Source organism: Dictyoglomus sp., assembly GCF_049968615.1.
GTDB lineage: Bacteria > Dictyoglomota > Dictyoglomia > Dictyoglomales > Dictyoglomaceae > Dictyoglomus > Dictyoglomus turgidum.
On the sequence record NZ_JBMFQK010000001.1, the window covers coordinates 350797 to 373225 of the forward strand.

Genomic DNA, 22429 nt, shown 5'->3' on the forward strand with positions numbered 1-22429 from the left:
ATTACCCCTTTAATCTGGAGATCCTTATAAATCCAGAACAATTTAATATCTCAATTCCACTTTTTTCAAGATTATCTAAAAGAATATTCATACCAAGAGAATCAGAAGCCATGTGTCCTGCAATGACCACATTAATATGATGTTTCTCTGCCTCTTTACGATGCTCTTCACTCATATGCATTCCTACTATAGTACCAACTCCTATTTCTGCAAGCTTAGATATAGCTTCTACGGGTCCTTCCGTTCCACCAGTCATGTCTACAAATATTTTACCAGCCCTATTTTTAGGATTTCCCACAAGTATTTTAGGAGGATTATTCCTTTTGGTTGCTTCTTTATACTCTGGTATATCCTCTAGAAGTTCTAATATCTCCTGTAAATTATAAGGAGCTTTTGTGTCAAAAAGCTTTTGAAGATAAGTAGCAACACAATTGTCCGCTGGAGTATGACAACACATAAAGGGTATATTAAGAAGTCTTGCTGCATCGACACTCTTATTATGATTTGCAGGCATTACTTTTCTCTCAACTTCTAAAATTCTGGGGTATAAAACACCCTCAGCATAATTTATTGGAACTCCTAACTTTGCAAGTAGATCTTCCTGAAGATGCATCACATCATAGAAATTAGCATAAGCATAACCTGCAGGATGATGAGATATAACAAGGTCTATTTCTTTTCCATTTCTTCCTAACTCTTTTGCAAGCAAAATTTCAGAAGTATCAATATCTATCCCCACAAGTACCCTTTTTACCTCTTTATTAGGATCACCATTTAATATTCTTGTATCAGTATATGGATTTCTTAATTTCTCTAAATCAAATTTTTCCTTTTCTTTATCACTTAACTTCTCATAATCTTTCTTAGCTCTCTCCAAAATCTCTTGAACCTTATCCCAACCCCTCGGATCATTCTTCATCCCCAAATCAATAAACATTTCATATATCTCTTTCACATTCATAAAACTATCCTCCTCAAATCTCAAAGCATTGAACAACATATAATATTATACCAAATCAAAAAGGGAGCCATAATCAATAAAAACTAATGATCATGGCTCCCCAATAAAATTTATAAATTCACAAATTTACTCTATCTTCTTTCCCCAGATAGCAATACCCCTTGAATTCAAACCTGTGAAAACAAGAGTAGGCCTCCAATTTTCCCAATCCCAAGAAGCCAAAACCAGGAGATTTTCTTTTTCATTGGAATCTCTCCAAATAAGGCTTAAATTATTAGGAGAAGTAAATTCCCATGTACCTTTTCTATCTCCAAAAACAAACGTCCCATCCTTTTGTAATATAAGTCTCTTTGATTGAGATTGAACCTTGTCATAAGGGTCCAAAACAATTCTTTCCCAGGTTCCTATCACTAATTCTTGAGGTACTTCTTGAATAATTTCTCCCGCATACCTTTCTGGAGAAACCACAGGCCACCCATCATTTGTCCATAACATCCTTCTTATATGCAAATACATCCAATTTTTATTGAGAGCTGGCCTTGCATGATGTACTATATACCAGTTATCTCCATCATTTAAAACCGAATTATGTCCAGGGGCAATCCAGCCATTGTCATTTTCAAATTTATACCCTCCAAGAATTTTAGTTCCAACCTCCTCAGGAGGCAAAGTCAAATCTGTTAGAGGATTTCCATTATAATCCACATAGGGTCCTGTTATTTTATCAGCTCTTCCTACTCTTACGTTATAATCTGAAAACAAAGAATCATATGACACAAAGAGATAATATTTCTTAAACTTAGGATTATAAATTATATAAGATCCCTCAACAGCGCCAGCAACGGTTCCTTTTCTCCTTGCAATATTTACTCCAAACCCCTTTTCAGCTGGCTTTCCAGTTTTTTTATCAATCCTAATTATATAAATACCACTCCAAAAAGAGCCATAGGAAAGCCAAGGTTCCCCATTTTCGTCAAACACAAGACACGGATCAATAGCATTGACAGGATCTCCCTGTCTTGTCTTTATTACTTCACCCTCATCTTTCCAAGGACCTTCAGGATTATTAGCTGTAGCCAAACCAATATATGATTGGTTTTTTCCAAAAGTAGAAGCAGAATAGTAAAGATAATATTTATTGTTCATAAACTTAACATCAGGAGCCCAGAGAGTAGAAGCCTTACCCCACTCAAAAGCTTGCGGAGGTATACCCTTGAAGACATATTTATCGTCATTAAATACATAGCCCACAAATTGCCAATTAATCAGATCCTTAGACTTTCTTATTTGTATCCCTGGTCTTGGAATACCATAAGCCTTCACATCAGTAGAGTAGATATAATACCATCCATTACTTGCTTTAATTATAGATGGATCATGAACATTATTGATACTCCATTTACTTTCATCATTAACTATAGATGCATCCATAAGCTCAATTTTAGGGGGCTCCTTAGGATAAATAATGCCTTGAGAATAGCTTCCAACAAGGAGCATTAAAAATGATATAGCAACAATAAACAATCCTAAATTAATCACTCGCATATTTTACACCTCTTTATAAAACACTAAATCTTATTTCTCTCCAACACTTAAAGATATACCTTGCATCAAATATTTATGAAAGACCACAAAAATTATAAGAGTAGGCAAAACAGATATAAAAGCTCCCGCCATTAATGGGCCAATCCCTCTAAAAGGATCTCCCCACCCAGCACTAAATCTAACTAAGGCTATAGGTAAGGTTAATTTCTCTGGAGAATTCATAACCAACAATGGCCACAAAAAACTATTCCACGATCCTAAAAATGACATTAACGCTAAGGTAGTAAGAGCGGGCTTCACATATGGTATAACCACTGTTATTAAAAATCTTAAACGGGAACACCCATCAATCCAAGCAGCATCTTCTAATTCCCTTGGAATTCCCAACATGTATTGCCTAAGAAGAAATACTCCAAAGGTACTCCCTAATCCAGGTAAAATCAGAGCAAGAAAATTATCCATGAGCCCAAGTCTATGTATTATGAAATATTGAGGAACTAAAAACAAAACCCCTGGAAAAGCCAAAATTGCTACATAGCTCCAAAATATAGCATTCCTACCTTTAAAATTAAGACGAGACAAAGCATATGCTGCAGGGGTGGCTATTACTAATCCTAAAATAGTAGAGACAACAGCTACAATGATACTATTTATTATACCTCTCATAACACTTATACCACTTGCCGCTGAAAAAACAGTCTTATAATTTTCAAGAGTAGGTTCCTTAGGAATTAACCTTGGAGGATCTTCTGTAATCGCTATTTGAGTGGATTTTAGAGAAGTAGAAAGCATCCAAAAAATAGGAATATACCAAATAGCAGCTATAATCCACAAAAAAATTGATATTAGGACTCTCTGAAATTGTTTCCAATTCTTTATATATCGCATAATATCACTCCTCTGCACTCCTCACTGTCCTTGTTAATAAAATCAACTGAAGCAAAGCAAAAATTAAAACTATTGCAAAGATATACCATGATATAGCAGCAGCTTGGCCTAATTCCTGTCTTGTGAATCCCACTAAATATAAGTAATACACCATAGTTCTTGTGCTCCCTGCGGGTCCTCCACCTGTGAAGAAATATACTTGATCAAATAAACCAAAAGCAAGTAATACTTGTCTGACCACATCAAAAAAGAGTACATTTCTCATCCATGGAAGAGTAATATTCCAAAAAGTCTTCCAAGGACCAGCGCCATCCACTTTTGCAGCCTCATATTGTTCAGGAGGAATTCTCTGCAGGGCACCTAAATAAAGGAGGACGCTAAACCCAACAATCCACCAAACTGTAGTTATAATTATACAAGCCCAAGCCCTTGTAGGGGTTTCAAACCAAGAAATTGCCTCTTTTAAAAAACCAAGTTTCAATAAAGCATAATTTGCAAGACCTGTAGGATAGGATGCATATATCCACTTCCACGTAGTAAGTATTCCTACGGATCCAAAAAAGGTAGGTGAAACAAAAGCAACAAGAAGCCATAGTTTGCCATATACCTTTTGGTTAAGTATTAATGCGATAATCATAGCAACAGCCATGGTAAGAGGTATGCTAATTATGGCAAAAATTACTGTATTCTTTACCGCCAACCAGAATCTATCATCAGTCCATATTCTTATATAATTCTGCAGTCCCACATAAACCTTTTGTCCCAATAAATTCCAGTTGTGAAAACTTATCTGTATATTAGTAATTAAAGGTATTACAATAAAAAGGTATACCTATATTCCTTTCTGCCCATATACCAGCTATATGCCATATAGTGGGGTCAAAATACATTTAAAACTACTTGTTTTTGGGCATATCCCCCAACAATTAATAATAGGAATAAAGAAACGGTAGCTAAAACCAAAAACTTTCTCATAAATAACCCTCCCCTTTGAGAAAATTTGGAAACCCCAAGAGGATCTTTAAAAGATTTACAAAACTCCTTACTCCTTATCGCCCCCTTAATTTTTTTAGTAAAAACTTCACTAAATAATATAACACTACTTACTTTTAAAGTCAAGTTTAAACTGTTGACTAATTTAAACTGTTGACTACTAATTAAAATAATTGTATATTTTAAGTAAAATTTTAATCTCTTAATGTCAAAAGGTGATAGTAATGAGGAGAGAAGATATAAAGAAAAAGGTCACATTAAAAGATATTGCAAAAGCTGCTGGGGTATCTGTATCAGCAGTATCCTTTGCATTAAATAACAAAGGATCTCTTAATCCTGAGACAAAGACAAAAATTTTAAAAATTGCTCAAGAACTTGGCTATACTCCAGAAAGAGAGCTAAAAAAGACTTATACTATAGGACTTGTAATAAGTGATGTTACAAATCCCTTCTATCCAGCAGTGGTTATAGGAGTGGAGAGTGTCTTATTAAAACATGGTTATAGTCTCTTCCTTTGCAATACTGATTATGACCCTGACCTTGGATGTACATCTATAAAAAGGTTCATAGACAGAAACGTAGATGGTGTAATAATAATGACTAACAGATTGGATGACTCAGTAATAGAACTTCTTAAACTGTATAATATTCCTGTGTTAGTCTTTGACAGGAATATAGAGGGTCTTGATGTCAGCGGGTTATTAGTAGATTTCCAGTCAGGAATATCCGAAGCTGTCACTCACCTTGTCAATTTAGGACATACAGATATCGCCATAATTACGGGACCCCTTGATTTAGAGACAGCCCAAGCAAGACTCAGAGCCTTTAAGATGGCTCTTAAGAGATATCATATTGACTTACCCGAGGATAGAATCTTTGAGGGCGACTTCAAAATGAGAAGTGGTGAAGAGGCCATGAGAAAAATTTTAAAACTTGACCCAAGACCTACTGCAGTTTTCGCATCTAACGATATGATGGCAATTGGTGCTTTAAGAGAGGCTCAAAACCAAGGATTAAGAATTCCAGAAGATATATCCATTGTAGGTCTTGATGATATCATGATGGCATCTTATGTAAATCCTTCTTTAACCACAGTAGTATTCCCTCAACAAGAAGTAGGAACAAAAGCAGCAGAACTAATACTTAGAGCCATAGAAAAGGGAGAGAAAGCAGTATCCTATATCCATACTTACCTTGTCATTAGAAAATCCACTGGCCCTGCACCAATTAAATAAAAATTTATGATAATTCCTTAGCAAAAAGGGCAGCTCCTAAAGCCCCAACTATTTGGGGTTCATGGGGAGTTTTTATACTTACTCCTATTAACTCCTCTAATGCCTTTACAACTCCAATATTTTTTGCTACTCCCCCACTCATAACTACCTCCTGATCTATGCCTACCCTCTTGACAAGAGCAACCGCTCTTTTAGCTACCGAATAATTAATTCCTTTTATAATTTTTTCCTTAGGTACGCCCTCAGAAATTAGGGTTATTATTTCAGATTCTGCAAAAACAGTACAAATATTAGTTATATCCACGTAATCTGAGGTTTTAAGATGAATTTCTCCAAATTCATCAAAAGAAACTTGAAGTACCTTAGACATGATCTCCAAAAAGCGTCCTGTCCCTGCGGCACACTTGTCATTCATTACAAAATCAAGTACAGCACCATTTTTACCAATTTTTATCACTTTACTATCTTGTCCACCTATATCTATCACTGTTCTTGCATCTGGAAATAAAAAATTTATACCTTTAGCATGACAAGATATTTCAGTTTTGGATTTGTCAGTAAAATCCACTTTTATCCTTCCATAACCTGTAGCCACAATACTGTTAATATCCTTTAAAGAGATATTATGAGTTTTTAGCAAATCGTCAATCAGATCCAAAGCAGTTTTATTCCCATCAGAACCTGTTTCTCTTATAGCATAACCCAAAATATTATCTTTTGTCCCATTGGATGAAAGCAAAACAACCTTTGTGGTAGCTGAACCAATATCTACTCCTAAGAAATACTTCATGATATCACCTCTAAAAAGGCTTCTATTCTCGTTTTAATCTGCTCTTTTGGAAAATTAAGTTCATCTACTAGGTCTCCATCAATTACAATAGAGGGAACTCCCTCTCTTACAAGTTTTTGCCTAATTATATAAGTAGGTACTGAACCTTGTCTACATCCCCATTGATTGAAAATTATCACCCCATGAGCTTTATATTTTTCTACGTTTTCTAATGCTACCTTTATTCTATCCTCCAAACTTGAGAAGGCTTTAAGATTTATTAGCTTTTTAGCAAGAGATTCAAAGGGGTTATTAATATCAAGCCTTTCCCAAGAGACCGATGTAGATTCCTCAAAAACAATGTACGCTCCTTTATCATTTAGCCACTTAAAAAGGTCTGTCTTAAAATAGGGGCCAAGATGCATCCAGTATAATCTTACTTTTGGTTCTATAATTTTACCTTTTTGAATTCTACTTTTTATCTCATCTCTTAGGGTCTTAAAGAATTCAACTCCATACTTAGAGCCAAAAACTGAAAAAATCATCCCAGCATAATCAAGAAAATTTTTACCATCCATCACTACGTAATCTCTTCTAAGTTCTTTCACTTCTTCAAAATAATTATAAGCCTCATTGGACAAAATAATAACTTTCTTAAGCCTTTCTATTCCATCTTTTACCCCGAGCCTTTTAGTAAGTTCATAATATATCCTCTCAATTTGAGAAGCTAAATACTCTTCATCTTCAAAAGAATCTATGACAAAAATCTCTCCTCCATTCAATTCTTTTATGAGACTAAAAGAAAATATGGGAGAAAAGCATGGCTTTGTATAGCTTACAAGGAAATCAGGAGTAGGAAAAACCTTTAATTTTGATAATCCCAAAATACCTCTATGTACACTACATACATCAGAATTTCCCAAAATTCCCTCGCTTTCATTAAGAGCTCTTCTTAATAAACCAAGAGCAGAGAAAAAACCTGATGCTACTTCTGGAAGAAGGGGATATATATCTAAAGCATAGAATATCTCTGAGGGAGTAAAAATATTTATCATAACTTTTTTACTCTTCTTACCATATATGTACTTTATCAGATCTAAAGCATATAGGTAGGAGATTTTTGTAACTTTGTCTTCCTTGTATTTCGCGTTGATGAAGATCTTTGCCCCTAAATAGACAGGAAAAGAACCCACAAAACTTTTTATTAAATTTTGTCTTTCATAAACTAACTTTTCTACGCTCATAAATCATCTCCACAAAAGCTTCAACTCTTGTTCTTATTTGTCCTTTATTCCCTAAGGTATAATCATCCTCAATTGTAAGAACTGGAAGATTCAAAGTTTTAATAATCTCCCTCAATCTTGCTGATTGGTAGATAAGAGGATCACAGAATTTTAGAGTATAAATAATAACTCCATCAATATTTTCCTTCAACCTTTTTATATTTTCAATCCTTTTTTCCTGCCCCAAACTTCTAACACATGCAGTTCTTTTAAGATAATACTCGGAGATAACATAAAAAGGATCTTTATGGTAATTTTCAACTCTTTCTAATAAATTCCCCCCAAAACAGGAATCAATATAAGCAACCTCAACTCCTAAGCTATGTAAGTATTTAATAAAATCAAGAGGAAACATAGAAGAGAGTAAATAAACTTTTACTTGAGGGTTATGATCATAATTATTCTCAAAGTTAGTATAGGCTTCTCCAGTAAGAAGAGAAAATATAGATAAAGGATTTAACCCATCTCTCCTAATCTTATCCCTTAAAGAGTTGTAAAAATCAATCGTCTTAACAAGCTTTTCCGTTTCTATACCACCGTTTAGGTCTTTAAAAAGTTCCTTAAGTTCAGTAGCAAAGTATTTTACAGAATTCTCATCACTATTAAAGGGAATTCTTAAGAAATAAATACTATTAGAAACTCCTAACTCTTTCCAACACTCATATATTCTCTTTGAGGAATCACAACCATCGGTAAGAATGATCTTTTCCAAATTTAAACCATTTCTTAAAATATATTCATTCACATTTCTGATGTATGGACAGAAATATTTAGGATATACCTCGTCAGTTCTTTCTGGATATAAAGGAGGAAAAATTATAGGAAGAGGTTCAAAACCTGAAGCGGAAATAATCTCGGGAGGTACATAGGAACACATATATCCTACATACCCCCCTGAATTAATCTTGTCTTTTAAGTATGAATAATAATCAAAATATTCTCCTATTTCCTCCATTGAGAAAGATTATATCACAAAAACTACTTTACTCCTTTAACCTTATCTCTAATTTCAATCAATTCTTTCATCACATGGTACAAATTATAAGAGGCTTCTTTGGTTCCAAAAATATCATGAAGCTCCCTATATAACTTATAAAGTTTATTGTAAATCTCACTATCTTCTTGCCTTGGATAATATACTTTATCCTTTACTCTACATATAGCCTTTTGTGCTTCCTCCACATTCCTATACCCGCTTTTCTCATATCCCGCAGCTACCGCTCCAAAAATAGCTGCTCCCAGAGCCGGCGTTTGAGAAGAATAGGATATTTTTATTGTCCTTCCTAATATATCAGCATAAACCTGCATCATAAAAGGATTCTTTTCAGGTATACCACCACATGCTATAACTTCATTGACTTTCACTCCATATTCTTCAAATCTTTCCATTATCACTCTTGCTCCAAAAGCTGTCGCTTCTATTAACGCTCTGTAGATCTCTTCTGGTCTTGTATGAAGGGTTTGTCCTATAAGAAGGCCAGTTAACTTTGCATCTACAAGTACTGTTCTATTTCCATTATTCCAATCCAAAGCAAGAAGTCCGCTTTCTCCTGTCTTTAGCTTCTCTGCCTTCTCTGTTAAGAGTTGATGCAAATCCTTGTTTTTTCCCTCTTCTCCAAAATATTCCCTCGGAGTTAAATACTTCACAAACCAGTTAAATATATCTCCTACAGCAGACTGCCCTGCCTCGAGCCCATAATATCCTGGAAGAATTGAACCATCTACTATTCCACAAAGCCCAGGTATGTCAGGAAGTTTCTCAGTATTTGGTACCACCATCATATCGCAAGTAGAAGTGCCTATAACCTTCACAAGCACACCAGGCTTAATTCCTGCTCCAACTCCACCCATGTGAGCATCAAAAGCTCCTACAGCTACTACTACATCTTTATTTAAGCCAAATTTATCCGCATAATACTCTGATATATATCCAAAAGGAACATCAGAAGTATAAGCCTTATCGTATAGCCTATCCCTCAAATCTGCTAACTTAGGATCTAACTGAGAAAGAAATTCCTTACTGGGCAATCCTCCCCATTCCAAATTGAACATAGCTTTATGCCCTGCTGCACATATACTTCTTTTTATCTCATGAGGTTTAGTCTTTCCTGTCAAAACTGCTGGTATATAATCACATATCTCAACCCAAGTATATGCAGAATCAAACACCTTAGGATCTACTCTTAAACAATGTAATATCTTGGAGAAGAACCATTCTGAGGAATATACACCCCCGTATTTCCTTAAATAAGGATATCCCTTCTCGTTAGCCAGTCTCGTTATCTCCTCGGCTTCCTCATAACTTGAGTGATCCTTCCAAAGCCACGCTAAAGCATTAATGTTATCTTTAAATTCTTCATGAAAGGCAAGAGGAACCCCATCCTTATCTATTGGTAAAGGAGTACTTCCTGTAGTATCTATTCCTATCCCTATAACATCCTTTCTACTAAACTCCTTACTATTTTTCTCTGCCTCCCTTAATGCTCCTTCTATAGTTACCTCAAGACCTTTTATATAATCTGCCGGATGTTGTCTTGCCACATTAGGATTTTTAGGGTCAAGAATTACGCCATCTTCTCCATGTTCATAATTATAAACATACGTGCCTAATTCTTCTCCATTACTTATATCTACTACAAGGGCCCTCACAGAATTGGTCCCATAATCTAAACCAATAGCATATTTACCCATATATGCACCTCCCCAAAATATTCTTCAATTTTTAGTAATAATTTTACTAAAAATAAGTCAAAAATAAAATATTAGTAGTTCAAGTAATCTCTAAGCTCTTTATTAAAAGGCTGAGATAGGATCTCATCTAAAACAGAAAGCACTTGCTCATAAGACCTAGTTCTTGGATCTCTAATTAATATCTCTTCCAGAACCTTTACATCTTTGGAAATAAATCCCTCCAATGCCCATTCCATTCTTAAAATTCTTGGTATTAAATAGAAGATTTTTATTCTATGAGTAAGATCAGGCTCTATTTTTTCATGCTTTATTCCCGATTCATCTACCCATACAGGAATCTCCACCACTACATCATCAGGAATTCCAGAGATAGTACCCCGATTAGGAACATTTAGTATTAATCTTGAATTACCTCCGCCAGTAATGCTATTTATAAAATGTACATGTTGCTCACCGCTTAACTTATCTCTATTAAATAGCTCAGGCCATATATCCATGAGCTTTATACTTTTATCTTTTTCCACTTCTTTAGCGAGTTCAATTATCTTTCTTCTACCCTTCCTCAATTCTTCGTGAAATTTAGGTCTTTCTATCTCATTATCAATACCCCCAAATTTTCCATACCACTTTTTCTTAGTCTCAAGATTATAATTATATTTCCAAGTACCATTTCTACAGGTATCTCCTATAGGAAGCATCCCATAAAATTTATACATATCTATTACCGCAGGACTCATTTGAAGATCCCATGGGTTTTTAGGTTCCCAATTTTGAGCCTCTTTTTCAATCCATTCGTCAAGAAGAGGATAAGCATTTTTGCCCCTATATAAAAATCTGTTCAAGAAGATCCCATGATTAACACCAGCAACTTGCCAATCCACCTCTTTCGGATCTAATCTTAAAGAATTGAACACTTCATATACTCCATGAAAGCCATGACATATACCTACCACCTTTATATCAGTTAACCTGTTCAAAAGCTGACTAATCTCAAACACAGGATTTGCAGTTTGAAGTAACCATGAAGATGGAGCATATTTTTTCATGGCTTTTGCTATATCAAGAGCAAGCTTTAAATCGTAATAGGAAATAAGCCCATAAGTATAAGTAGACACCATATTTAATTCTTGACTATCAATTCCCCTATAATAGCCATGTTTTTCTCCAATTTGGGTAATTAAATCATATTTTATAAATCCATCTTCGTGTCCTTGAGGAAAAGGAAGGGCAGTATTTATAATAAAATCTGCTCCTTCAATCCCCTCTTCAAGACTTTTTGTCTTTTCAAATCTTAAGTCAGCTTCAAGCTCTTCTATATACTTTTTAGCAAGAATATAAGAGGCATTTAACCTTTCTTCATGTACATCTACCATGGATATTAAAGTCCCATTTAATCTTGGCGTTTTAGCAATATCCCCAATAATCTGTAAAGAAAACCTAATACTTCCTGCTCCTACAATAGCTATTTTCATAAGATTAACCCCCTTTCAAAATTTATTTGAACAACACAAGAAAAATTATACCTAAAAGTATAGTAAGGGATACATAAAAAGAGGCAAATTTTGAATTTAAACCCTTTTCGTTGGAATAAATTACCACTACAAGGGGTGCTGGAAGCAGTACCCCTATGGAGATAATTTTAACCATTAAAGAATGCCATATAGATCTTAATACCAAAGAAAAAATTATTCCTGGGATAAATCTTATTAAAGTTCCATATATTAAGGCTCTTATTTCAGCTTTATTTAACCTAAAATCTAAAAAATAACCAAGGGTAAAAAGAGCAAGAGTAGAGTTGGGAATAGAAAGTTGAGATATAAGAGAGATAAAAATTTCTGGAAAATTAACTTTTAAAAGACTTAATAGAATAGAAATTATATAAACCTGCAAAGGGAAAAAAGAAAAAACTCTCTCTAAAAGATGAGAAGTTTTATTAAAGGACCATCCATCCTCAGACACTAAGGAAAGAGCATAAGAAAGCCCAAAAACAATAAAAGAATTTCCTATATCAAACATCGCCATATAGAGAAGTCCCTCATCACCATAAAGACTTTTAATGAAAGGATAAGAGAAAAGACCTACGTTATAACCACATATTCCTATCAGTAAAGTCCATTTTAATCTATCTTCTAACTCCAAATTGTTTAAAAGTAAAAAACCAATGAGAAATATTAGTAGTCCAAAAAAGAATGAAATTAAAGGAACTATAAAAAGATCAAGCTTCAAAGCTGAAGAAATAAAAACTTTTAAAACAGTTGCAGGAAGGGTTATATATATTACAAGTCTGCTAAGGACCGTTCCTGTATCTTCAGGAAATAATTTTATTTTTTTTGCAATATACCCTATAATTATCACAAGCACATTTATTAAGATACTTTCTGCCATATGAAAAAAATTATATCATTTTTATAGGGGGACAAAAAATGTTAGTTTGGGACAAAGATTACTCAAAATTAATCTCCTATATCAAAATTCAAAAAGAAAAACCCTTTCTTCTTGCTGATGAAAACACCTACGAAGTATGTGGAAAAGAAATTGAAAACAAACTAAAAGAACTAAACATTAACTATGATCTGTTAATATTGCCCAGGGATACTCATGCAAATGAGAAACACATCTGTAAAGTAATGCTTTATGTAGATCACCATCACATGATGGTATCCATAGGTTCAGGAAGTCTAACAGATATTGCAAGATTTATCGCTTATAAAATGAAGCTTAAATTTATATCTGTGCCCACAGCTCCATCTATGGATGGCTATGCTTCTTCAGTTGCAGCTCTTACAATCGAGGATATAAAAACTACGGTAATAGCAAAAACTCCTAAAAAGATCTTTGCCAATCTTGAGATTATAAAAAATGCTCCCGATATACTTAAAAGGGCTGGTTTTGGAGACCTAATAGGAAAGTATACTGCTCTTTCCGATTGGAAGTTAGCAAATATTCTCATAGATGAGCCTTTAAATGAGAAAGTTTATAATGAGATGTATAAAGCTTGTGAGAATACTGTAAAAAGCATAAATAAACCCGATTTTGAAAAACTCCTTCTTGAAGCCCTTGTAAAATCAGGAGAATTGATGGCAATTGTAGGTAATTCCAGACCTGCATCGGGCGCAGAACATCATATTGCTCATTATCTAGAATTCTTAGGTTATGAGATATTTCACGGAATAAAAGTTGGCATTTCCACCTTCTATGTAATAGATCTATATGAAAAACTTCTTGAGCTTAATCTTGATAATATTGATGAATATTTAGCTTACAGAATAGATATAGACCAGTGGAAAGGGGAGATAAAAACCCACTTTCCTAAAAATAGTGAGAGAATAATAAAAGAAAACATAGAAAGGATTAAAAAATTTAACGATCTATCTTTTAGAAAAGATCTGATAGAGAGAATAAAACTGAACAAGCACAAAATATATGCCATTGCAGAAAATCTCCTTGATAAGAAAGAAGAGATAACAAAAGCATGTAATAAAATTGGATTTTCTACAAATCCAGAGTACTGGGGTATTAAAAAGGAAGATATCAAAAAAGCAATTCAGTACGCTTTATACATAAGAGATAGATTTACTATTCTTACTTTATATCAATTTTTAGGAATTTTAAAAAATTTTTAACTGATGTATAATATTGTTAAGAAAGTTAACTTTTCTAAAAGGGGTATAACTTGAGAAAGAGGATTGGAGTCATAGTAAACTACTTATATGAGGAATACCAATTAAAGGTAATCTCTGGAATAATTAATACTTCCAGAAAGTATAATATTGATCTTTTCATCTTTGTGGGAGGAAATCTAAATTATGATATAGAAAACCTACAGAGAAATAAAATATATCAGTTGATAAACTATAAAGATATTGATGGATTAATAATTCTTGGTTTAGTCCTTGGATACAACATACCAAAAGAAAAGATTATTGGATTCTATAAAAATTTTAGTGATATACCTACAGTAAGCATTGGGCTTACCGTAGAAAACTTTCCTTCTATTACCATTGATAACTCAAAGGGCTTTATTAACCTACTTGATCACCTTGTAAAAGACCATAAATACAAAAATTTTACCTTCGTAACAGGACCTCTAAACAATGATGAGGCAAAAGAGAGATATGAGATCTTTTTGAAAATAATGAGAGAGAACAATATAGAGATAAAAGATGACTATATTTACGAAGGGGATTTCTCAAAGTTTTCTGGGATTAATGCAGTAAGAACTTTTTTGGACGAGAGAAAGTTAAAGCCAGATGTAATTGTCTTTTCCAACGACACGATGGCTATAGGTGGAATAGAAGAACTTAAAAGAAGAAAGATAAAAATTCCAGAAGATATTGCAATAACCGGCTTTGATAATATTGAGGAATCCTATTTTATAACCCCTTCTCTTACTACCGTAAACCAGCCCCTTTACGAGCTTGGAGAAAAAGCATTAGAGATCTGCTTATCTATAATCTTAGGAGAAAAAGTAAAAGAGAATATTGTCCTCCCCACAAGATTAATAATAAGAGAATCTTGTGGACATAAAGAAGAAATTTTTAATAAAGCAATTCCACCATCGGAAAAGAAAATAGTAAATATTACTGAGGCTAAAATTCTAAAAAATAAATTTTTAGAATTTCTAACAGAAGATTCTCAAATTAAAAAGGAAAACTATGAGTTGTTCTCTAAAATTTATGATCTATTTTTTACCTCCCTATTTGAGAAACGACAAATCTTTTTAGAAAAAATTCATGAGTACTTGGAAAAAAATCTCTCCACCACAGAAGAGTTAAAAGAAATAGTGTTTTTAATTGACTCCTTTACTAAAACATATTTAGAAAAAGATTTAAAGAAAGATGCAGAAACTCTAATCCTGAAAGCAGAAAGAATAATAAGTACTTATTCAGAAAAGTTATTAAGATATGACCAATACAAAACTAACGAAGAAATAGAACTTTTAGGATATATTGGTTCTGATCTACTTTCAAGTTTTAGAATGGAGGATATTATAGAAAGGATATCTGCAAGACTTCCAGAGTTAAATATCAACAGTTTTTACCTTGTATTCACCGATGAAAACCTAAAAGAGAAAAAGCTTATATTTGCCCACTTAAGAGATGAAAATGTTCGAGAAGAAATAAAACTTAGCTTTGATGAAATAATACCTAAAAAACTTTATCCTAAGGAAAGAAAAGAACTTATAGTAAAACCTCTTTATTTTCAAGAAAACTTTTTTGGATATATGGTATTGGAGTATGGTCCCAAGAGAGGTGTAATATATGAAATTTTAAGATCTCAGATTAGTGCAGCCATTCAAGGAGCAAAAATCTGCGAAGAACTAAACCGATTAGCCATTACTGACCCACTAACCCAACTTTTTAATAGGAGATATATTGAAGAGGAACTTAGAAAAGAGATAGAAAGATCCAAAAGATATTCAAGACCATTGTCGGTTATGGTGCTCGATCTTGATAATTTCAAAATTATAAATGACATCTTGGGTCATCAATACGGAGATGAAGTACTAAAGAAGATTGGAGAAAATTTGAAGAAATCTTGTAGAAAAGTAGACACCGTAGGAAGATTTGGAGGAGACGAATTTGTAATAATCCTGCCAGAAACGAATCTTGAAAAGAGTATAAAAGTTGCAAATAAAATAATAAAAAACCTTGAAAAAATGGAGATAAAATTTCCCAAAGGTGAAAAAATATACATAAGTATAAGTATTGGTATAGCATCATATCCGGAAACCAGTAAAGATCCAGAAAAAATTTTAAGTCTTGCTGATTCAGCAATGTATAATGCAAAAAGATTAGGAGGAAAGCAATATTCTATTGCAAGTTTTTAAAGATTAAAATTAAATATCAAAGCGGGGGAGGATGAATTTAATGCGGAAAAATATTGGAATATTCGTAGACAATTTAAATGTATATCAATGGAATATTTTAAAGGGAATTTTCTCATATGCAGAGAGAAAGGATATAAATCTCTATTGTATTGTAGGAAAAACCTTAAACTCTCCCTTTGATTATGAAAAATGTGCCAATAAAATCTATTATTTGATCTCTAAAAAAGATATTGATGGACTGATAATGTTCACCTCTGCTTTAAGTTCTCACATCCCTAATGAAGAAACCATAAAATTCTGCAAACTATTCTCTGAAAATATACCTACTGTAAGTATTGGACTTCCCTTAGAAAAGGTTCCAAGCTTTATTGTTGACAATATTAATGGTTTCAAAGAACTTTTGATCCATCTCATTGAAGACCATGGTTATACAAAGTTTGCTTTTATAACTGGGCCCATGGATAATATTGAAGCCAGAATAAGATATGAAACTTTTATAGAGACTTTGTCTCAATATGATATAAAGGTACCAGAAGATCACATATATTATGGAGATTTTCTACATGAATCAGGGAAAAACGCTATAAAAACCTTTTTTGATGAGAGAAAGATAAAACCCGAAGTTATTATTTCATCCAATGATGACATGGCTCTTTCAGCTATTGAAGAACTCAAAAAAAGAAACTTTCTTATACCAGAAGATATTAAAATTACTGGATTTGACGATGTAGAAGAAGCAAGCTTTATAACTCCACCTCTCACTACGGTAAGACAACCCCTTTTTGAGATGGGCGAAAAAGCTATAGAGACCTTAGTAAATATTATAGAGGGAAGAGAAATAGAAAATATGGAACCTCTTCCCACTAAATTAATTATAAGGGAATCTTGCGGATGTAAATATTCAGCGCTGGACAGAGCAAAGGTGGAGCCTAAAAAAGTAAACATAAGCCTCTCCTGGGAGAAATTAGAGGACTTAAAAGAGGAATTTGTAAAAGTGGCAAGTAAAGTCCAGTATGAATTAGAAAAAAATGAGTTAATAGAACTTTACAAAAGCTTTCTTGCCAGTTTAAGAGAGAAAAATCCAGACTATTTTATCAATTATCTCCAGAAACTCCTTAAGACAAGGGAATTAATCACCCCTCAAATAGGATATTTCCAAGATTACATTTCCACATTAAGAAGATTTGTCATATATTATGTGGATAAAGATGATTTGGCCTTTGCAGAAAATCTTTGGCATCAAGCAAGGGTCATAATAAGCGATTATGCAGAAAGGTCTCAGGGATATAAAAAAGCTCAATTAGAAGAAGATTTTCAAAATCTGACAGGTTTTGGAATAAATCTAATTTCTTCCTTTAATAAAGATGCTATTGTAAATTATCTAAAAGATAATTTACCTGATCTTGGTATAAAGAGCTTCTATATTGTAGAGCAGGAAAATTCTCAGAATAAAAAGAATTTACTTTTTGGCTATTCAGAAAATGCAGAACATAAAGATATAAAATTTTCAGACGAATTTATACCTAAAAGAATTCTCCCTAAAAGGAGATTTACATATATTATAGAACCCCTATATTTCCAAGATACATTTTTTGGATATGCTCTTTTTGAACTTGGTATCCCACATAGATTTTTTTATGAGATTCTAAGAACCCAAATAAGTGCAGGAATCCAGGGAGCAAAATTATTTGAAGAAAGAAGAGCATATGAAGATCAGCTAATAGAACATATCCGAGAGTTATCAATTCTAAATGAGATTGGAAATACCATAACCTCCTCCATCGAACTAGATCTAATATGGGATCTTGTCTCAAGCAAAATAGCAAATCTATTTGATTATGATGCTTTTTACTTAGCTCTTCTAAATGGAAATGAAAATATCTTAGATATAAAAGTGAAAAAACTTAAAAAGACTCATGAAAAGTTAACTAATGCAGACAAAAACATAATAATAGAGTCAATAAAAAATAATAACCCTATGCTTATAAAGAAAGAAAACAAAAACATTTTATGTGTACCATTAATTACAGGAAGAGGAGTAAAAGGTGCCATAGTCCTTAAACATGAAAATGATGTATACACCGAGAAGACAGTAAACTTTTTAAAAGCTATTGCCAATTATATTTCTATAGCTATTGAAAATGCCCTTCTATTTGAAGAGATAAAGAAATTAGCAACCATAGATCCTCTTACAGGAGTTCTAAATAGGAGAGCTTTAGAGGAAGGGTTTAACAAAGATGTAGAAAGGGCAAAAAGATACAATAGACCCCTTTCTGCAATAGTAATAGATGTGGATAATTTTAAGTTATTTAATGATACCTATGGACACACTTTTGGAGACCAAGTACTAAGAGAGTTAGCGAAAATTTTAAAAAATTCATGTAGAAAAACGGACTTAGTAGGAAGATATGGAGGAGATGAATTCGCAATAATCTTACCAGAGACCAATTTAGAGGGGGCTATTAAACTTGCAGAAAGATTATTAAAGAGTATTAGAAACTTAACCATTACAACTCCTACGAACGACAAAATCCCTATAAAAATAAGTATGGGAATAGCATCTTATCCTGATGATACTAATGAACCAGAGAAACTATTGACCCTTGCAGATACAGCCATGTACAAAGCTAAAACTTCAGGAGGAGATTCTTTTAGTACCATATCTTGCTCCTACAAAACTCCCATGTCCAAAGAAGCCCCTAAATTTGATGTATTTCTTGGTTTAATTAATGCCATTGATAACAAGGACAATTACACTTATACTCATTGTAACGAAGTAGCCAAATATGCAAGAAAAATTGGAGAAAAATTAGGACTTTCTAAAGAAGATCTTGAGATATTAGAGCTTGCAGGAAAACTTCATGATATTGGAAAAATTGGAATACCCTTCGAAATACTTAAAAAACCAGGACCTCTAACCGATGAGGAATGGAAGATTATTAAGGAACATCCAAGATTAGGCTACCTTATATTAAACCAACTTCCCAAAATGGAAAAACTCCTTCAGGCAGTACTTTATCACCATGAGAGATATGATGGAAAAGGATATCCCCAAAGCCTTCAGGGAAAGGAAATTCCTCTTCTTGCAAGGATTCTCGCAGTAGCTGATGCCTACTCTGCAATGAAATCCAATAGACCTTACAGAAAAGGCCTTTCTAAGAAAGAGATCATTAATGAAATAAAGAAAAATATGGGCAAACAATTTGATCCAGAGATTGCCCAATTATTTTTAGAATTATTAGAAAAAGGAGAAATTGAGTGATATAATTTTTTTTAAAACATATATCAAAAAAGGAGGCTTTCATAAAAATGAGAAATTTTGTATTCCATAATCCTACAAAGATCATCTTTGGAAATGACTCAACTAATAAAGTGGGAAAGGAAACAAAAAATTATGGAAAGAAAGTACTTCTCATTACAGGACAAGGAAGCATCAAAAAAATAGGATTATATGATAAAGTAGTAGATTTACTCAAAAAAGAAGAACTTGAAATATATGAACTTTCTGGAGTTAAACCAAATCCAAGAGTAGACCTTGTAAGAGAAGGAATAAAAATAGTTAGAGAAAATAAAATTGACATACTCCTTGCGGTGGGTGGCGGAAGCGTGATTGATACCGCAAAGGCAATTGCAGCAGGGCTAACCTATGAGGGAGACGTATGGGACTTATTTACCAAAAGAATTCCCATAAAACCTACTATACCTATTGGAGTTGTCCTAACCTTAGCTGCGACAGGTTCAGAAATGAACGGTAATGCAGTCATATCCAACATGGATACCCAAGAAAAGTTAGCAATTTCAAGTCCTTATCTCTATCCTAAATTTTCTATTCTTGATCCCCAAAATACTGTGTCTGTTCCCCTAAACCATACTCTTTATGGAATTGTAGATATATTGTCCCATGTATTTGAACAATATTTTGATAGAACTGAAGATGCCATACTTCAAGACAGATTTGCAGAAGCTATAATGAGAACAGTAATAGAAACCGCACCAAAACTTGCCCAAAATCCCGAGGATCTTGAAAGTAGAGCCATAATTCTTTGGTGCGGAACTAATGCCCTCAACGGAATAATAGGCGTAGGAAAAGAACAAGACTGGGCTTCTCATGCAATTGAACATGCCATCTCCGCCCTTTATGATATACCCCATGGTCTTGGACTTGCCATTGTTTTTCCTCATTGGATGAAATATGTTATAGATGTAATTCCTCACAAATTCGCTAATTTTGCGAGAAATGTATGGGGTATTCAAGGAGAAGATGATTTTGAAGTAGGACTAAAGGGCATTGATAAACTTATAGACTTTTATGAGAGCTTAGGAATTCCTACTAATCTATCAAGAATAGGAATCAATAATGAACGTTTAGAGGAAATGGCAGAAAAAGCTACTAAATTTGGACCCATAGGAAATGTAAAGAAACTAAATAAAGAAGATGTGTATAAAATTTTAGAGATGTGCTTATAAAAAATCCCTTGACATAATAATCTCATCGTTGTTAAGATTATGCAAATTTCTCATTTTGGAAAAAAGGAGGCTCGCTTATGCATAGGAGTGATGCTGTTAAAAAAGGGATAGAAAAAGCACCTCATAGATCTTTGTTTTATGCCATGGGATATACAAAGGATGAATTAGAAAAACCTCTTATAGGTGTAGTAAATTCTGGAAATGAAATGATTCCTGGACATATCCATTTAGATATAATCACAGAAGCAGTAAAATATGGTATTTTGGAAGCAGGAGGTACTCCTTTAGAATTTAGGGTTATAGGAATATGTGATGGAATTGCCATGGGACATAAAGGGATGAAGTATTCCCTTGCCAGCAGAGAATTAATTGCAGACTCTATTGAAGCTATGGTAGAGGCGTATCAACTTGATGGAATAATACTTATAACCAATTGTGATAAAATCGTCCCTGGAATGTTGATGGCAGCAGCAAGGCTTAATCTACCCTCCCTTATATTGAGTGGCGGTCCTATGCTTGCAGGAAGATGGAGAGGAAAAGATGTAGATCTTATAAGTGTCTTTGAAGGAATAGGACAAGTAAAAGCAGGAAATTTGAGAGAAGAAGACCTCTATGAATTGGAACAGTATGCTTGCCCTGGATGTGGTTCATGTTCAGGAATGTTTACTGCGAACACCATGAACTGCCTTTCAGAAGCTCTTGGTATAGCTCTACCCTACAATGGGACACTACCTGCTGCTTATGATGGTATGAGAAAAAGACTTTCAAAAGAAGCTGGAAAAAGAATAGTCCAATTAGTAAAAGATAATATAAGGGCTCGCGATATTTTAACAAGATCTGCATTTGAAAATGCCATTGCAGTTGATATGGCTCTTGGGGGATCTACAAATACAGTACTTCACCTTCTTGCAATTGCAAAAGAAGCAAAAGTGGACCTACCTCTTGACACTTTCCAAAAAATTAACGAGAGAACCCCAAATATATGTAAGTTAAGCCCAGCTTCTTCTCAACATATTCAAGACCTTCATGAGGCGGGAGGAATACCCGCAGTATTAAAAGAACTTCTCAAAGGGAACCTAATAGATCCAAATGCCTTAACAGTATCAGGAAAAACCATAGGAGAAATAGCAGAAAGTGCAGTAATAAGAGACAGAAACATCATAAGGCCATTGGAAGAACCTTATGCAAAAGACGGCGGTCTTGCTATATTGTATGGAAATCTTGCACCAGAAGGTGCTGTAGTTAAAAAATCCGCAGTCTCACCTAAGATGTTAAAGCATGAAGGACCCGCAAGGGTATTTAACAGCGAGGAGGAAGCTATAAAAGAAATATATGCTGGTAATATTAAAAAAGGAGATATAGTAGTGATAAGATACGAGGGACCTAAGGGTGGGCCTGGAATGAGAGAAATGCTCGGACCCACATCAGCCCTTGCTGGAATGGGACTTGATGAAGATGTAGCCCTAATAACCGATGGCAGATTCTCAGGAGGAAGTAGAGGAGCTGCTATTGGACATATTTCTCCTGAGGCTGCCGAAGGAGGTCCCATAGCCCTTCTCAAAGATGGCGATATTGTTGAGATAGATATCCCCAATAGGACTTTAAATGTGAAATTAAGTAACGAGGAGCTTGAAAAGAGAAAGAAAGAATGGAAGCCCATTAAAAGAGATATTGAGTTTAGTTATTTAAGAAGATACGCAGCTTTGGTTACATCTGCAAGCAAGGGTGCAGTTTTAAAAGACATATATGAATAAAAAGGAGGGTAAG

The 22429-nt window shown here is 33.9% G+C and carries 15 protein-coding genes and 1 pseudogene; 6 read left to right on the forward strand and 10 right to left on the reverse strand.

From position 1 onward, the window contains the following. Position 1 precedes the first annotated feature (1 nt). The 4 genes and pseudogenes from ACP5QL_RS01800 to ACP5QL_RS01815 form a co-directional block, all read right to left on the reverse strand. Positions 2 to 961, reverse strand: a complete 960-nt coding sequence (locus tag ACP5QL_RS01800; protein WP_012584075.1) for a hypothetical protein — start codon at positions 959 to 961, stop codon at positions 2 to 4. 126 nt (positions 962 to 1087) lie between these two features. Continuing rightward, positions 1088 to 2506 carry an arabinan endo-1,5-alpha-L-arabinosidase gene (locus ACP5QL_RS01805; protein ID WP_428125082.1) on the reverse strand — a complete coding sequence of 473 codons (1419 nt, stop codon included), beginning with the start codon at positions 2504 to 2506 and terminating at the stop codon, positions 1088 to 1090. Positions 2507 to 2536: 30 nt separating this feature from the next. Then, the gene (locus ACP5QL_RS01810) at positions 2537 to 3394 is read right to left on the reverse strand and encodes a carbohydrate ABC transporter permease (RefSeq protein ID WP_012584077.1); all 858 of its coding nucleotides are present in this window, start codon (positions 3392 to 3394) and stop codon (positions 2537 to 2539) included. 4 nt (positions 3395 to 3398) lie between these two features. Further along, positions 3399 to 4220 (reverse strand): annotated as a pseudogene (locus ACP5QL_RS01815) (carbohydrate ABC transporter permease); the annotation flags it as partial. 391 nt (positions 4221 to 4611) lie between these two features. Between ACP5QL_RS01815 and ACP5QL_RS01820 the strand changes: the two are divergent. Beyond that, complete coding sequence (locus ACP5QL_RS01820) at positions 4612 to 5622, forward strand: LacI family DNA-binding transcriptional regulator (protein ID WP_012584091.1); 1011 nt, start codon at positions 4612 to 4614, stop codon at positions 5620 to 5622. Positions 5623 to 5626: 4 nt separating this feature from the next. Here ACP5QL_RS01820 and ACP5QL_RS01825 read toward each other — a convergent pair whose 3' ends face one another. The 6 genes from ACP5QL_RS01825 to ACP5QL_RS01850 form a co-directional block, all read right to left on the reverse strand. Continuing rightward, positions 5627 to 6412 (reverse strand): acyl-CoA dehydratase activase, encoded by a 786-nt coding sequence (locus ACP5QL_RS01825; RefSeq protein ID WP_012584092.1) that lies wholly within the window; start codon positions 6410 to 6412, stop codon positions 5627 to 5629. After that, positions 6409 to 7635, reverse strand: a complete 1227-nt coding sequence (locus tag ACP5QL_RS01830) for a 2-hydroxyacyl-CoA dehydratase family protein (protein ID WP_272995511.1) — start codon at positions 7633 to 7635, stop codon at positions 6409 to 6411. The genes ACP5QL_RS01825 and ACP5QL_RS01830 overlap by 4 nt, the downstream gene beginning before the upstream one ends. After that, complete coding sequence (locus ACP5QL_RS01835) at positions 7610 to 8551, reverse strand: 2-hydroxyacyl-CoA dehydratase subunit D (RefSeq protein ID WP_428125086.1); 942 nt, start codon at positions 8549 to 8551, stop codon at positions 7610 to 7612. Before ACP5QL_RS01835 ends, ACP5QL_RS01830 begins: the two co-directional genes overlap by 26 nt. A gap of 101 nt (positions 8552 to 8652) precedes the next feature. Then, a complete protein-coding gene (locus ACP5QL_RS01840) occupies positions 8653 to 10365 on the reverse strand; it encodes a ribulokinase (protein WP_012584095.1) in 1713 nt (570 codons plus the stop codon). A 71-nt stretch (positions 10366 to 10436) separates the two neighbouring features. Then, positions 10437 to 11837, reverse strand: a complete 1401-nt coding sequence (gene aglA / locus ACP5QL_RS01845; RefSeq protein ID WP_273334395.1) for an alpha-glucosidase AglA — start codon at positions 11835 to 11837, stop codon at positions 10437 to 10439. Positions 11838 to 11859: 22 nt separating this feature from the next. Beyond that, a complete protein-coding gene (locus tag ACP5QL_RS01850) occupies positions 11860 to 12750 on the reverse strand; it encodes an AEC family transporter (protein WP_273334397.1) in 891 nt (296 codons plus the stop codon). 38 nt (positions 12751 to 12788) lie between these two features. Between ACP5QL_RS01850 and ACP5QL_RS01855 the strand changes: the two genes are divergently transcribed. From ACP5QL_RS01855 to ilvD, 5 genes are all read left to right on the forward strand, one after another. Continuing rightward, positions 12789 to 13988, forward strand: coding sequence for an iron-containing alcohol dehydrogenase (locus ACP5QL_RS01855; protein ID WP_428125091.1), 1200 nt, complete (start codon positions 12789 to 12791; stop codon positions 13986 to 13988). Between the two features lie 50 nt (positions 13989 to 14038). After that, on the forward strand, positions 14039 to 16195 hold the full coding sequence (locus ACP5QL_RS01860) for a diguanylate cyclase (protein WP_428125093.1): 2157 nt from the start codon (positions 14039 to 14041) through the stop codon (positions 16193 to 16195). 40 nt (positions 16196 to 16235) lie between these two features. Beyond that, positions 16236 to 19457: a diguanylate cyclase gene (locus ACP5QL_RS01865; RefSeq protein WP_428125095.1), complete on the forward strand. Its 3222-nt coding sequence runs from the start codon at positions 16236 to 16238 to the stop codon at positions 19455 to 19457. 47 nt (positions 19458 to 19504) lie between these two features. Continuing rightward, positions 19505 to 20662 (forward strand): iron-containing alcohol dehydrogenase, encoded by a 1158-nt coding sequence (locus ACP5QL_RS01870; RefSeq protein ID WP_272995499.1) that lies wholly within the window; start codon positions 19505 to 19507, stop codon positions 20660 to 20662. A 77-nt stretch (positions 20663 to 20739) separates the two neighbouring features. Continuing rightward, on the forward strand, positions 20740 to 22416 hold the full coding sequence (gene ilvD / locus ACP5QL_RS01875) for a dihydroxy-acid dehydratase (protein ID WP_012584102.1): 1677 nt from the start codon (positions 20740 to 20742) through the stop codon (positions 22414 to 22416). The last annotated feature ends 13 nt before the right edge of the window (positions 22417 to 22429 follow it).

Bases quoted from the DNA above. Each gene is read 5' to 3' on its own strand.
- ACP5QL_RS01805 (WP_428125082.1), bottom strand. From the start codon at position 2,506: ATGCGAGTGATTAATTTAGGATTGTTTATTGTTGCTATATCATTTTTA.
- ACP5QL_RS01820 (WP_012584091.1), top strand. From the start codon at position 4,612: ATGAGGAGAGAAGATATAAAGAAAAAGGTCACATTAAAAGATATTGCA.
- ACP5QL_RS01855 (WP_428125091.1), top strand. From the start codon at position 12,789: ATGTTAGTTTGGGACAAAGATTACTCAAAATTAATCTCCTATATCAAA.
- aglA (WP_273334395.1), bottom strand. From the start codon at position 11,837: ATGAAAATAGCTATTGTAGGAGCAGGAAGTATTAGGTTTTCTTTACAG.
- ACP5QL_RS01840 (WP_012584095.1), bottom strand. From the start codon at position 10,365: ATGGGTAAATATGCTATTGGTTTAGATTATGGGACCAATTCTGTGAGG.
- ACP5QL_RS01830 (WP_272995511.1), bottom strand. From the start codon at position 7,635: ATGAGCGTAGAAAAGTTAGTTTATGAAAGACAAAATTTAATAAAAAGT.
- ilvD (WP_012584102.1), top strand. From the start codon at position 20,740: ATGCATAGGAGTGATGCTGTTAAAAAAGGGATAGAAAAAGCACCTCAT.
- ACP5QL_RS01835 (WP_428125086.1), bottom strand. From the start codon at position 8,551: ATGTGTTCCTATGTACCTCCCGAGATTATTTCCGCTTCAGGTTTTGAA.
- ACP5QL_RS01810 (WP_012584077.1), bottom strand. From the start codon at position 3,394: ATGCGATATATAAAGAATTGGAAACAATTTCAGAGAGTCCTAATATCA.
- ACP5QL_RS01825 (WP_012584092.1), bottom strand. From the start codon at position 6,412: ATGAAGTATTTCTTAGGAGTAGATATTGGTTCAGCTACCACAAAGGTT.
- ACP5QL_RS01865 (WP_428125095.1), top strand. From the start codon at position 16,236: ATGCGGAAAAATATTGGAATATTCGTAGACAATTTAAATGTATATCAA.
- ACP5QL_RS01800 (WP_012584075.1), bottom strand. From the start codon at position 961: ATGAATGTGAAAGAGATATATGAAATGTTTATTGATTTGGGGATGAAG.
- ACP5QL_RS01850 (WP_273334397.1), bottom strand. From the start codon at position 12,750: ATGGCAGAAAGTATCTTAATAAATGTGCTTGTGATAATTATAGGGTAT.
- ACP5QL_RS01870 (WP_272995499.1), top strand. From the start codon at position 19,505: ATGAGAAATTTTGTATTCCATAATCCTACAAAGATCATCTTTGGAAAT.